This is a genomic window from Moorena bouillonii PNG (assembly GCF_001942495.1).
GTDB lineage: Bacteria > Cyanobacteriota > Cyanobacteriia > Cyanobacteriales > Coleofasciculaceae > Moorena > Moorena bouillonii.
On sequence record NZ_MKZS01000001.1, the window covers coordinates 6,175,541 to 6,189,191 of the forward strand.

At 43.0% G+C, this 13,651-nt stretch carries 11 protein-coding genes and 1 riboswitch; of the genes, 10 read left to right on the forward strand and 1 reads right to left on the reverse strand.

Annotated elements, in window-relative coordinates:
• The first annotated feature begins 72 nt into the window (after positions 1-72).
• A riboswitch (cobalamin riboswitch) is annotated at positions 73-216 on the forward strand.
• A 628-nt stretch (positions 217-844) separates the two neighbouring features.
• From BJP37_RS25145 to lepB, 8 genes are all read left to right on the forward strand, one after another.
• Entirely contained in the window at positions 845-1,531 is a 687-nt protein-coding gene (locus BJP37_RS25145) for a HupE/UreJ family protein (protein WP_198954174.1), read from the forward strand.
• A 338-nt stretch (positions 1,532-1,869) separates the two neighbouring features.
• Positions 1,870-2,583 (forward strand): hypothetical protein, encoded by a 714-nt coding sequence (locus BJP37_RS25150; RefSeq protein WP_075902905.1) that lies wholly within the window; start codon positions 1,870-1,872, stop codon positions 2,581-2,583.
• A 228-nt stretch (positions 2,584-2,811) separates the two neighbouring features.
• A complete protein-coding gene (gene cobW / locus BJP37_RS25155; RefSeq protein WP_075902907.1) occupies positions 2,812-3,846 on the forward strand; it encodes a cobalamin biosynthesis protein CobW in 1,035 nt (344 codons plus the stop codon).
• A 229-nt stretch (positions 3,847-4,075) separates the two neighbouring features.
• Entirely contained in the window at positions 4,076-4,360 is a 285-nt protein-coding gene (locus BJP37_RS25160) for a type II toxin-antitoxin system Phd/YefM family antitoxin (protein WP_075906449.1), read from the forward strand.
• Complete coding sequence (locus tag BJP37_RS25165; protein ID WP_075902909.1) at positions 4,350-4,685, forward strand: Txe/YoeB family addiction module toxin; 336 nt, start codon at positions 4,350-4,352, stop codon at positions 4,683-4,685. The genes BJP37_RS25160 and BJP37_RS25165 overlap by 11 nt, the downstream gene beginning before the upstream one ends.
• 300 nt (positions 4,686-4,985) lie before the next feature.
• Positions 4,986-5,303, forward strand: coding sequence for a hypothetical protein (locus tag BJP37_RS25170; RefSeq protein WP_075902911.1), 318 nt, complete (start codon positions 4,986-4,988; stop codon positions 5,301-5,303).
• Between the two features lie 104 nt (positions 5,304-5,407).
• Positions 5,408-5,800 (forward strand): hypothetical protein, encoded by a 393-nt coding sequence (locus BJP37_RS25175; RefSeq protein WP_075902913.1) that lies wholly within the window; start codon positions 5,408-5,410, stop codon positions 5,798-5,800.
• 41 nt (positions 5,801-5,841) lie between these two features.
• Positions 5,842-8,313, forward strand: a complete 2,472-nt coding sequence (gene lepB, locus BJP37_RS25180; protein ID WP_075902915.1) for a signal peptidase I — start codon at positions 5,842-5,844, stop codon at positions 8,311-8,313.
• Between the two features lie 90 nt (positions 8,314-8,403).
• Here lepB and BJP37_RS25185 read toward each other — a convergent pair whose 3' ends face one another.
• On the reverse strand, positions 8,404-12,009 hold the full coding sequence (locus BJP37_RS25185; protein WP_075902917.1) for a WD40 domain-containing protein: 3,606 nt from the start codon (positions 12,007-12,009) through the stop codon (positions 8,404-8,406).
• 254 nt (positions 12,010-12,263) lie between these two features.
• Between BJP37_RS25185 and BJP37_RS25190 the strand changes: the two genes are divergently transcribed.
• Both BJP37_RS25190 and BJP37_RS25195 read left to right on the forward strand, forming a co-directional pair.
• The gene (locus BJP37_RS25190) at positions 12,264-12,614 is read left to right on the forward strand and encodes a hypothetical protein (RefSeq protein WP_070394578.1); all 351 of its coding nucleotides are present in this window, start codon (positions 12,264-12,266) and stop codon (positions 12,612-12,614) included.
• Positions 12,615-12,798: 184 nt separating this feature from the next.
• Complete coding sequence (locus BJP37_RS25195; protein ID WP_075902919.1) at positions 12,799-13,539, forward strand: hypothetical protein; 741 nt, start codon at positions 12,799-12,801, stop codon at positions 13,537-13,539.
• The last annotated feature ends 112 nt before the right edge of the window (positions 13,540-13,651 follow it).

Genomic DNA, 13,651 nt, shown 5'->3' on the forward strand with positions numbered 1-13,651 from the left:
AATTAATCTTAATTAATCGTAATTAAGATCTTAATTAATAATTAACGAATAATTTAGGTCAAATTGTGCTAAAGTACCTGAAGTTCCATCGGTTCTGGTGAAGAGCACTCACCAGAGGTAACGGGGAAAGTCCGGTGCAAGTCCGGCGCTGTCCCGCAGCTGTGATGAGGTCTGTGACCTCTAAGTCAGAATGCCCGCCAATGGTGTCAGTTGTTGTTAAATCTATCTGCGAGGTACGGATGATGTCTGATGTAGCATTTCCAAAATTAGTTAGTAGCCAACCACATTTCCCAATAACGTTTGTGATGCTCTTTTTGAAAACGAGTGGTTGACTAGAAAGTATTTAACAGGTTTGATCTGTAAGTTTTGTCGTAAGCGATCAGCTTATGGGCTAGGGCATGTTTTCAAAGTTTTCTGCAAGATTATGATCCCCCCCAGCCCCCCTTTTTTAAGGGGGGAGCAATACTCAAAGTCCCCCTTTTTTAAGGGGGGAGCAATACTCAAAGTCCCCCTTTTTTAAGGGGGGAGCAATACTCAAAGTCCCCCTTTTTTAAGGGGGGAGCAATACTCAAAGTCCCCCTTTTTTAAGGGGGGAGCAATACTCAAAGTCCCCCTTTTTTAAGGGGGATTTAGGGGGATCTCCGAGGCAAGAAGACACGCCCTAGGCGCACGCTAATTGATGTGCTTATGCGCTACGCGCACGCTACGCGAACAGCTCAGTTTAAATGTGCTACGAGACTACTTTAGACTTTTTCAAGATAGTCTTAGAAAGCCTATTCTGTCAAGGTCGTTAGCACTAAACTGTTGCAAGTATTTTTATCAGTTATTGACCAGCATTTACCCGATGTCTAAGAACAAATTTTACGCCAGCAATCGGTCTTATATCTCCCGTTATCAAAACCATAAACTTGGCTTTAATGCTATAGCTTTGTTGGTATGGATGGGGATTTTAAGTACAGCACAACAAGCCATGGCTCACCATCCCTTTGGTGGCGAGACACCCGATAATTTCATCACAGGATTTTTGTCTGGATTAGGTCATCCCGTGATTGGTTTCGATCATCTTGCCTTTGTCATTGCTGTTGGCTTAATTGCAGCCGGATTTACCAGTGGTTTCCTGATTCCTGGTGCTTTTGTCCTCACCACCCTACTCGGAACAGGTATTCACTTGCTGGGAATGGACTTACCAATACCAGAGATTGCGATCGCAACGTCAGTGGTGCTCTTTGGCGGGCTACTGTTGAGTGCCAAAATTCCCAAGATATCCGTAGTGCTAGGGTTAGCGAGCTTAGCTGGTATTTTTCATGGCTATGCCTATGGTGAAGCAATTGTAGGTGCTGAAATGAGTCCACTATTGGCTTACCTGATTGGCTTCAGTGTGATTCAGTATGGTATTGCCATCCTAGCCCTAGGGCTGAGTAAGAGGTTGATCAAACAATGGAAAGATCAACCCTTCCCACTGATGCGAATTTTAGGCTTTGGTATCTGTTCAGTAGGAGTCGTTTTCCTATCCTCTGCAATTTTTGGATAAGAAGAATTAAGAATGTAGAATGAAGAATTTAGAATTAAGAATTTAGAATTGATCAGAATTTATAATTCTGCTTTATGTATTCTGCTTTCAGCATTCACCATTCTTCATTTTGCCTTTCGCCTTAGAGGATATCTAAAAAGTTTTTTGATACTGAATTTTGCCCCCCTAGCCCCCCAATTATGCGGTGCGCACCGGTGGGGAAGAATCAATTTGCTGCTAAAAGTCCCCCAAGCGAGGGATCCCTCGCTTGGGGGACCAACGGGGGCTTGGATGTAGCAAATGAGACTTCTCAGACAACCTCTTAGGTAGCTAGTCCTTTAATTCTGTGTCAAAAACCGATGAAAGCTAACCAAGTTAAACAACTTAACTTTTCCGGTGCCTACATAGATGGGAAGTACGTTGAAAATGTGGAAAATTATCCCATTAACAGTCGTACTATCACCGTTAATCCTGAAGAGACAGATGCTTACCTGAGCGAAACGAACACCAGCATTATTCCGGCTTTTTCATCTACCATCCTAAAAGATACTACTGTCCAAAAAGCCAAATCCTTACTTTTGCTGGAGGTAGTAGAGAGCAAAAACATCGGCAAGATTGTCTTTGAGCCAGGGTGGGATCTCTTAGGGAATTTGATCGACTTCCCCAAAGATGTACCCCTGTGGAAATCTCCTCAAGATGAGGCTGGAATTATAGACGTCGATCCCTATTTTATGGCAAGGCAATCGAGTACACCCCATCAACAAGAAAAGTTCTCTGTTAAAGTTAACCTCTGGTATGCCCCTTCTCGTACCGATTGTGCCATCCATAACCAACATGACTTTCTTGAGCTTCACACCCAAGTCTTGGGACAGGGACGAATGCAGAAGTTCAAAGAAAAGGATTTTGGGACTCTCTATGAAGATCTCTTGATGACTGAGGGATACACCCAGATCGTTCCTTTTTGTGAAGTACACCAAAACCAGCAATATACCTATCCGTGGCATCAGTATTATTCAGATACGGATTGTATCTGGATGGCGATCGAATATCACCCGATTAAAAGTTCTAACTGAATCCTGAGATATTAATGTCTTACCTTCTTGACGGATATATATCCCAACCTTAAACCTACCCTAAACTGAACACCAAAGGCGAACAACAAAATAACCTTCAACCTTCAACCAACCTTCAACCTTCAACCTTCAACCTTCAACAAAATAACCTTCAACCTTCAACAAAATAACCTTCAACCTTCAACCAACCAACCTTAAACCTTAATTTTACTCCTTAACTTATTTAAAATGGCTGCAAAAATTCCTGTTACTGTTGTTACCGGATTCCTCGGTAGTGGCAAAACTACTCTCGTGCGTCACCTGCTCCAAAATAATCAGGGCAGGCGCATTGCTGTAATTGTTAATGAATTTGGTGAAGTAGGAATTGATGGGGAACTATTGCGTTCCTGTCAGATTTGTGATGAAGACGATGATGCGAATAATAATATTTTAGAACTAGCGAATGGTTGTCTGTGTTGCACGGTTCAGGAAGAATTTTTACCGACAATCCAAGAATTGCTGAAGCGTCGTGACAAGATTGATAATATCCTGATTGAAACCTCGGGATTAGCGTTGCCTAAACCTCTAGTTCAAGCCTTTCGTTGGCCAGAAATTCGCACGGGCGCTACCGTGGATGGGGTGGTTACTGTCGTAGATTGCGATGCCTTAGCCGCTGGTACTTTAGTGAGCGATATCAATGCTTTAGAAGCCCAACGTCAGGCTGACCCAACCTTGGAACATGAAACTCCCATCGAGGAATTGTTTGAAGACCAGCTAGCTTGTGCTGATATGGTGCTGTTGACTAAAGTGGATTTAGTGGATAGTCCTACTCAAACCAAAGTAAACAATTGGTTGCAACACCAGTTACCAACTAGTGTGAAGGTAGTTCCTTGTCACGAGGGAGAAATTAGTCCTGATTTACTGCTAGGATTTAATGCCGGAGTGGAAGATAATTTAGAATCACGTCCTAGCCATCATGATCATGAAGAAGACCATGACCATGATGATGATATTAATTCAGTTAACTTGATTTTAGATCAGGCATTTGAGCCACAGGTAATCAAGACAAAATTACGACAATTGGTGCAACAGCAAGAGATTTATCGCATTAAGGGATTTGTGAATGTTGCTAATAAACCCATGCGGATGGTGATCCAAGGAGTAGGCGATCGCATTGAGAGTTTCTTTGACCGTCCTTGGCAAGCTGATGAAAAGCGTCAGACTCGCTTGGTGTTGATTGGGCAAGGCTTGGAGCAGTTAGGAATTCAGGAGGTATTTGGGTAATCAAGGGAATAGGGAATCGGGAATCGGGAATCGGGAATCGGGAATCGGGAATCGGGAATCGGGCAAAAATCCGGCATTGCTGAGGGGCGGGATGAACATCAGTGGGGTGGGCATCCTGCCTGCCGGGGAATTGTAACAGGCAAGATGCCTGTTCCACCGATCAGATTACGGTGCAGTTTCCATGTGAGGTATGTACAATATTATTGTACAAGTCAGCTTCAGTGAAACGATGTTAAGTCGGGAAACTACCTATTCTCAAGCAAGAGCTAACCTAGCTAGCATACTAGATCAGGTTTACGATGAACGCCAAATTATGGTAATCAAGCGTCGTAACCAGAAAAATGTCGCGTTAATTGCTGAAGATGAATTGTCCAGCATCTTAGAAACCATTTATTTGTTGCGATCGCCAGAAAATGCCAAGCGCCTGTTTAGGGCTTTGGAATGGGCAGAGTCACAAGAAGCTACTCCTCAAAGTTTGGAAGAATTAAAAGAGGAATTGGGTATTGAGTCGTGACAAAGGTAAGAAAGACCGTGGTGTTTCCAATCCTGCTAACCAGAACCAATTAGCTGGGTATGTTCCGGTTTTCAGTCCTGATTTCAAAGCAGATCTTCGTTGGTGGTATCGCAACGATTTCAAAAAAGGAGATAAGATCCTGGATTTAGTAGCGGATAGTCTAGATGGTAATCCGTTCACAGGACTAGGAAAACCTGAACCGCTTAAGTATATGGGTTCAGATATTTGGTCACGTCGTATTGACTTGGAACATCGGTTGGTTTATAAAGTTAGTGGAAATCGAGTTTACTTTTTGCAGGCTCGGTATCATTATCAATCAGGGTAAAAGCATCTAATTTTCTGAATCCTATATATAGTGTTTTTTGAATTTAACAAACACTATATGTAGATAATGCATGGTCAACAAGCACGCGGATCGATGCAGCGCGGTCTTGGAGAGCTAGTGCTGTCTTGCTGTTTTGGGGTTTCCCTTATGAGCAACTGCATCAAGACAATCCATTGTCAACAAGTGCATTAAGGCAGGGTTTATTGAGAACTATTCCCGGTCACTCAACAACATGGGTTTACCCTGCATTATCAACCTGATTAGTGTCCGTTTTTAACTGAATATCGACTGATCTAAACAATGCTAAGTGACATCAGAGAAGTTGCTAGGATACTGTACGAACTAAGCGATCGCATCCAGCAAGCTCAAGAGGAAAAAAGTCAAAATATTGCCAATTACTTTCAACAAATTGAGCAATGTCTTCGAGACAGTATAGATGCCCTGGAAAATCAACAAGAACCTGTTGCTGAATGGGGTGAGCTTGCAGTCTATGCTAATAATTTCTCTAAAATTCTAGGTGATGAGATAGGTGACGATGAAGCCAATAGGCTATCTGGCAGTAGCCTTCTTCTGGCTGGATCACAGAGTTTACATTCAGTCAATCTATTACGAATCTAGCTACAATACAGCCAATACTCCCATTTTTAGTGCATTGAGGGTACTCATGGCTGAAAAGGGATAGAGGATTGGCTTTACCGTGAGGGGCTAAGGAGAAATTAGTTATGAGTGGCGATCGCAATATTCAAGCAGGTAGAAACTACTATGAAACAGGTAGAGATTACCGAGAAACCAACTTCAGGGACCAAGGTAATTACAAAGAGAAGCATGACAACAATAACCCAGAGCAAAAACAAAACCTCGCGGAAGCTGCAGCAGAGATTCAACAATTACTAGAGACCTTAGACAAAACTTACCCTACCGATACTACCACTGGAAAGATGAATGTGGCAGCAGCAGCAGTTGAGCAGATTGAAACTAACCCTGTTTTGAGAAATAGAGTAATCAGTGCCTTGAAAGCTGGTGGTGTCAGTGCTTTTGAGCAACTGCTGAACCATCCGGCTGCTAGTTTTATTATCGGTGCGCTGGAAGATTGGCAGGAAACTCAGCAGTCTTAACACCAGACTAAACTTCGATCACCCTAGCTTAATCAACAGTCGTGACTGAAGAACGAAAGCGGCCAGAGCGTCAAATTAAGACAGGACGTAATTACCGGGAGACTGATTTTGGTGACCACGGTTCGTATTCCGAAACTAATTACTACTATAATTCGGAGCAGCCAAGACATTTGCCAGCTCCCCTTTGGAAAGAATTACAACGCAAGCTAATTGGATGGCTCGACCGTGATCAGTATGCTGCTAGTCGCATTCGCAAAAAGTTACTAGAAGCAGTCAAGCGGGAGGTAACAACTCGACTCCAGGATTCTCTGCACCAAGACCAGTTAGAGATGAATCTCTATCTGGAATTACCCATGGAGGAGAGCAAGGGGGCGGTAGAACGTGCCGAGCGACAGAAAGTAATTCCCCTACCGCCTCAAACCTCAGCAATGGAGGTATTTGAACGGCCAGATGTGAAAGGTCGGTTACTAATTTTAGGGGAACCGGGGTCTGGAAAAACTACCACTTTACTAAGACTAGCCGAGGCTTTAGTTAGGCAAGCAGAACAGAATCATGTTGCACCTATCCCGATCATCTTCGAGCTTTCTGCCTGGAAAAATGATCAGCAACCCCTTGATCAATGGTTAGTAGCTCAACTCAAGGACAAATACAGCATTGACGAAAAAATCAGTCAACAATGGTTTAAAAACCATCAACTACTGCCCCTTCTCGATGGTTTAGACGAGTTAGGCATACCCCGTCAACGGCTGTGCGTCACCAAAATTAATCAGTTTTTCAAGCAAAACATCGAACGCCGTGGGGTGGTTTGCTGTCGCCTGGAAGAATATCAGCAGGGAAGAGTCAAACTACGTAAACTTAATGGGGCTTATTGCTTGCAGTCCCCTAATAAAGTCCAAATTCAAGATTATCTCCAGCGCCTGGGTAAACCGGAGTTTTGGCAAGTGCTATCCAGTGATACCCAGATGAGAGAACTGGCAGATAAACCCCTGTTTTTAAACGTAATGGTGACGGCATATCAGAGGCAGCCGATTACCAATAAAGCACAACTGTGGTCAGCCTATGTGGAGCAGCGCTTAAAGTTACCCCTTGATGAGCAAAAATATCCCAAGGGAGTTCCTTATGGAGATGAGGAGACTAGACATTGGTTGACTTATCTAGCTCGGCAATTAGTAGCCGATTCAACCACTGAATTTTTAATTGAAAATATGCAGTCATATTGGTTAAAAAAAGGTTTTCAAAGAAGTCTTTTTCGATTAATTTCTGGACTGATTATTGGTCTGCTTTATGGTTTGATATTTGGTCTGCTTTCTGATTTGATATTTGGTCTGCTTTATGGGCTGATATTTGGGCTAATTTTAGGGCTAAATTTCACGGATTTTAAAGACTACGAAAGACAAGCTAAAGCTTTTTCTGTAAGTTGGTATGGGCTGACTTCTTGTCTGATTTTTGGGCTGACTTCTTGTCTGATTTTTGGGCTGACTTCTTGTCTGATTTTTGGGCTGAATTTTTTGCTTATTTTTGGGCTGAATTTTTTGCTTATTTTATTTTTGGGATGGATAATTTTTGGGCGTTTTTTTTGCTTAAAAACAGAACTTGCTAAGGAAAACCCTAATCAAAGTATAAAAGAATCTTTTAAAAAAACGTTTATTATTCCCCTGTTTGCTTTTCCGGCTGGGGCATTAATTTTTCCCTTTGTCTCCATCTTTACCCCAACTAACTTTGATTTGACTAGCTCTTTAAGAATGGGTTTACTTGTAGGATTGGTTTCGGCAATAGCAAGTGGGGGTCAAGACTGGATACCGCACTTGACCCTGAGGCTAATTTTGTGGCAAAGGGGAGCAATTCCTTGGAACTATGCCAGGTTCCTCAGTTATGCCGCAGAACGGCGGTTGATTCAGCAAGTGGGAGGCCGTTACCGTTTTATTCATGATTCCCTGCGTCAGTATTTTGTGGGCAATGAACCTGTTCCAGCCCCCCTGATTGAAGGTTATAAAAACCCTGGGCTGGGCTATATTCTGTTGGGATTTTCTCTGTTTGTTTTTCTAATTCTTAGTAGCAGCATCTATAGGGTTGACAGTGGGCTAGAATCAACGGTAGTACCAGTAGTCCAGAGCGGTGATGTGGTTCTCAGGGATATTGTGACCCGTCATTGGCGCAAATTCCACCACGGAGATGTGATTGACTTTTGGGTTAAAAAAAATTTGGCGCAGCAAGGCTTTAATGGTAAGAAGTACATTATGCGGATTGTGGCGTTACCTGGGGAAACGTTTGCGATTAAGCAAGGAGAAGTTTATATCAATGGTCAACGGCTGCAAACTGACTACATTCAAGCAATTCTCATCCAAGATGATGACGAAGTAGACAGAGAAATCCCCTCTTGTTGCTATTTAGTTTTGGGTAAAAATCCAGATGATCAGGATAAGTTGTTGATGCGCTTGGTGCATAGGAAGCAAATTTATGGTAAAGTCTTATTCCGTCTTTTTCCCTTTGGGCGATTTGGTAGGGTGGATTAATATCATGTCCGGTTGAATACTTATACTAAGGGCAAAAGCAAGGCAGAAGGCAGAAGGCAGAAGGCAGAAGTAAACAAGTAAGCTTTGTCCTCACTCGTGATGAGAATTGCTATATCTGTTTTCAAGAGCACTTTGGCAAGCAGACTCTAATTCTTCTATCTCAGGATGTGTAGCTAAGTAATCATCAAGCCAGTTGCAACCTAGCTGCATCAAATTATCAAGATCTAGCTCCAAATTCCACAACTTTACCGTGTTATCAGACCCAGCGGAAGCGAGAAATTTACCATCAGGGCTGAAACTCACACTGTTAACCCAATGACGGTGACCAATTAAGGTTTGCAGTTCTTTTCCTGTGGTGGCATCCCATAGCTTTATCCTACTGTCAAGACTAGCAGAAGCTAAGAGCTTGCCATCAGAGCTAAATTTGATACTGGTAAGCTGGTTGTTGTGACCACGTAGAGTTTGCAGCATAGTGCCATCCTCTACACGCCACAGTTTGACCGTATGATCTGTACTAGCAGAGGCGATCATCTTACTATCAGGACTGAAATTGATACTCTTGACATATTTGCGATGACCAGCAAGAGTTTCCTCTAAGGTGCCATTCTCTAAATTCCATAGCTTTACTGTGCGATCATGACCCGTAGAAGCAAGAAGTTTGCCGTTGGGACTGAAACTCACAGTTGTTTCCACACCACTTCTAATTTGATTGGGATGAGCGGCAATAGTTTGCACCAGTATGCCTTGCTTAAGATTCCATAGCTTTACTAAGCCGTCCTTACTCGCAGAAGCAAGCATCTTGTCATCAGGACTAAAATCCACACTGGTTACCATGTGGTTATGACCGACAAAAACATGCACAAGTTGACTATTCTCTAGATTCCATACCCTGACTCTACGGTCGTCACTACCAGAGGCCATAAATTTGCCATCATGACTGAAACTCACACTGTTGACAGACTCAGCATGATCTCCCAGAGTCTGTAATAGATTGCCATCTTTGACACCCCATAGTTTCACGGTGCGGTCTGCACTGCCAGAAGCTATAGTGCTACCATCAGGACTAAAAGCAACACTCCGGACCTGATCATGATGACCAAAAAGGGTTTGTGGTTCAATCCCTTGTATTTCCCAAAGCCTCACGCTTTGGTCAGTACTAGCAGAGGCGAGCATTTTGCCATCGGGACTGAAACTGACATCCCGAACTTGACGGCGATGACCCCTGAAAGTTTCCGGCTCAAGTTCCTTGGTCTCTAAATTCCACAGTTTGATCGTGCCATCTTCACTAGCAGAAGCCAAGAGCTGAGCCTGAGCATAGGTGGGAGTAAAACTAACGCTCCGCACAGGAGTTCGATGACCCTCAAAGGTATGCACTAGACTACCATCCTCAATACTCCACAACTTCACTGTGTGGTCAAAACTACCAGAAGCGAGGAGTTTGCCATCTGGACTAAAGCTGACACTACTGAGCTTATTGCGATGACCTTTAAAGGTATGAATAAGGGTACCATCCTCAACATTCCAGAGTTTGAGTGTGTCGTCAAAGCTAGCAGAAGCAAGCAGCTTACCATTGGGACTGAACTGGACACTTAAAACTGGTTCAGTACCGTGATTGAGGATTCTAATCCGGGTGCCATTTTCCACCTTCAGCAGTGCTACCGTGCCATTAAAAGCTGCCGCCGCCAGGATTTTGCTATCTGGGCTAAAACTAATGCTAGCAATCTTAGGATTATGAGCAATAAACGTTTTGAGCAGGGTACCCTTCAAAGCATCCCACAGTTTTATCGTTCCATCCCAACCAGCAGAGGCAAGGAGTTTGCCGTCTGGACTAAAGGTGATGCTCAAAACATTATCACTATGCCCTTCGAGGGTTTTTAGTAACTTGCCCTTGAGATCCCACAGCTTGACGGTCTGATCTGCACTAGCAGAGGCAATCCTTTGACCATCAGGACTGAAGCTCACACTTATCACCGCAGCTTGATGTCCCTCAAGGCGATTGCGTTCTGTAGTAAGGTAAATTGCCTGACGGAGGGTATCAATTACCTGCTTACCTGTCTCTGGTTCCACTGGCTGCCACTTTTCCATGCCTCGTAGTTTTTGTCCTGCTTGCAGGGCTTTCGACAGAGACTCAAAGGGACTGGAGTCCAACGCTTTTTGGGAGTTGACACTAAGCAGTGATAGCTTTAATTCTGCAAGCTCTCGTTTAGCTTGTCTAACTTGCAATCCGACGACGGTGGCAACTAACAACAAAATTGCCAGAATGCCAGAACCAATACCAACGATCATCTTGGCTGTTTGTTTCGCTTTGGTTAATTCGGCTTTAGCTTGCTGTTGCGCTTTGGTTAAAGTTTGATTGGCCTTGGCTAAGAGCCGACTTTCTCCTTGTTGAATAACTAGATTAATTTCAACTTTTCGCTTCTCAAAATCCTGACTCGCCCCTAAAAAACGATAATCAATGGGACTTAAACTTTTATCACTCGCCCATTGCAAGGCATCTTGCAATGCTTGACCGTGCAATAGACGGGATTCATCTTGATAATCGGAAGCAACCCAAGCCGTGAAATTTTCAGAGTAAGGACGCAGCTTTTCTAATTGCTTCTCTACCCATTCTTGATTGAAAACTTGCTGGTAAATTCGGTTATAAACCCTTAATTTACCCTGCTGTTGTACCACTAATCCTGCTAAACGCAACTCTGTTTGTTCCACAGAAGAGTCAGCAATGATTTCTCCTTCCAGTAGAATCTGTTGATAGATACCGAGGAGCCTACTTACACCTTGAGGATTACGGAAGATGCGATCGCGGATTGTCCGCAAGTGTTCGGGTTCGTCTTGTGCTTCCCAATTCTCGATGATCTGCTTGCGTACTATCTCCTCAAGGGATTGGGAACTCACAATTCTATCTTTGTCTGCTTCTCGAACTACAAGCTGACATAGTTTTTGGGTCAGAAATGGCTGTCCTCCCGTCCAAGCGAGGATGTCTGCTAAAATCCCTTGCGGCTTGTCTACTTTTCCTGCTAAACCTTTAGCTAAAGGTTGGGATTCCTGTAGTTTAAATCCTTGTAGTTCTATGGCCTGACCAATATTAAAAGTAGTTTGGGTTTTATCTTTAATCAAATCGCTTGGGGTTGCCACTCCCAAAAGGGCAAAAGTCAGACGACGATAGGCAGGATTATCTACTCGCCGATTGTAAAAGAAGCGGATTAAGGCAAAAAAGTCATCTAACGAAAAATTTAGACTTAAAACGCGGTCGATTTCATCAACAAAAACGACAATAGTTTCTTGTGTTGCTGTTAAAAAAATATCCTCGATAAAGGAATGCAAGCGCTGTATGGGCGAAAGTAAATCTCTGCGTTCCCGCCACCAATAACGCCAATTAAAGTTTTCTTTGAGCGGGTGGCTACTAACAAGAGAATAGATAATTCCAGCATACCATTTTTCAGGAGTAATACCCTCTTTGCCAATCCCGGTCAAATCAACAAAAGCACAAACGATACCGTCTGCTTGTAGCTTTTGCATCACCCGCACGCGCAGGCTAGATTTACCCATTTGTCGGGAATTGAGAACATAGCAAAGTTGTCCGGCTTTTAAGTTGTGATAAAGTTCCCAGTCGGCTTGTCGCGTCACATAACTCGGTGCATCAGCCGGAAGACTACCACCAATATGATATTCGTAATCAGAGTTTGAATTGTCAGTCATGGCAGCACAGCACATCTACTGCGGGATATAGCTATGATGGCATAAATTTGCCAGCCCAGATCAATCTACCTGACTTTTTCCTATTTTAATTTTATTTGACCTGATTTAATCCTATTTTTATCGCTCAACTATCCTTGGAATTACCTGATTTTATTCCCATGGTTGTTTTTTATATATATCAAGATAATGATTGATATCAAGCTTATTTCAGGTTTGGGCTTGAGCAATGTACTAATTAATCACAGGTAAAAATCATGGCTAGAATTTCAGACTATAGCATTATACGAGACAGCAAGTTCACTTTGCAAGTTGGCGCAGATATCGATCAAGATTTTTCATTTTCTCTTCCCGGTGATGCCCATTTAGGTTCGAGATCTATTCTTGCCTTCATGGTTTATCCCACTAGCGAGCGAGTTAGCTTCAATATTTCTGTCAATAATTCTAATCAGGTCAGTTTTACTTTAGGGAATTCTGGCTTAAACACCATCCACGAAGTGATTAGTGCCAATTTACTCAAACATGGCAACAATCGGATCAAATTTGTGGTTACCCAGGGTCGTATGACCTTTGCTGATGTGGTTCTGTGGTGGCAGCGTGATGTGTAGCAGGTAGTGTAGACATTGCCTACACTGAGTCACCAAAAACTCATTACTACATTTATCGCAGTACGCACTAAGGTTAGGACAACTCTTATTTCTAAAACCTTGTTAGAGTCAACTTCTGCCTTCTGCCCTCAGCATAGCTGCCTTGCGCGTAGCGCTATACAACCTAAATCAAGAATAAATCCAAATGGTTTATCAATCCACTGAATGTATGAAAGAACAGTCATCTCCTGAAATATCCTGGATGCAGGAAACAGTGCAGATGCTCTGTAAGGAATGGAAAAGAAACATTTTTCGCTCTCGTCGTCCTCAAAGAGTTCTAGCAAACTTTACCAATCGAGGTAACAGCAATCTTGAGGTAAAAATTACCACGAAAAAGCAAACTGAACCTCTTACCCGGAAAATCAACGCTGGAGCGCCTTTTGTTGAAGAATTAGATCAGGTAACAAGCATTGAATTAATCCCTTCTCGTATAGATAATCAACCAGAAACTGCTGTTTTAATTCTTGATTCTATTCTTTTTTACGCAGAAGAACAAACTCAACCTTTTCCAACCCTTGTCGGGTTTTTACCAACCGCTTGCGTAGAAAATGAAGTATCTCGCCAACCGGATAGCTCTACTGATTGCCTTTGGGTACCCGACTTAATTTGGCAATCAGGAATTCGTCGCAATATTAGCCTAGAAATAGAAGCTACTGGCAACCACGATCTCAGGGTCGAACTTGAAGGCCCAGTGGGGATATTTCAAGTCTTTAATGTATCGGCTGCACCAGCTCTTCCTCAATTCCGAAAGTTAACAGGAGACTTTGAAGGCATTGTTTCTGTGCGCGTGCAATGTGAGAAATCACCTGTTAATTCTTGTTCGGCTTGTACATACAAATACAAGATTTGCTACCCCAGACAGTTTGGTTTTGTTTCTCCTAACTAAGGATTGTTGTAGGAACTTAATGACTGGATTTTCGTCAACTCGAATCTAGAGTGCATCTACCATTAGCCGCAACTAGCACGCAGAAGAGAGCAAATTGGCTAGTTGGACATTC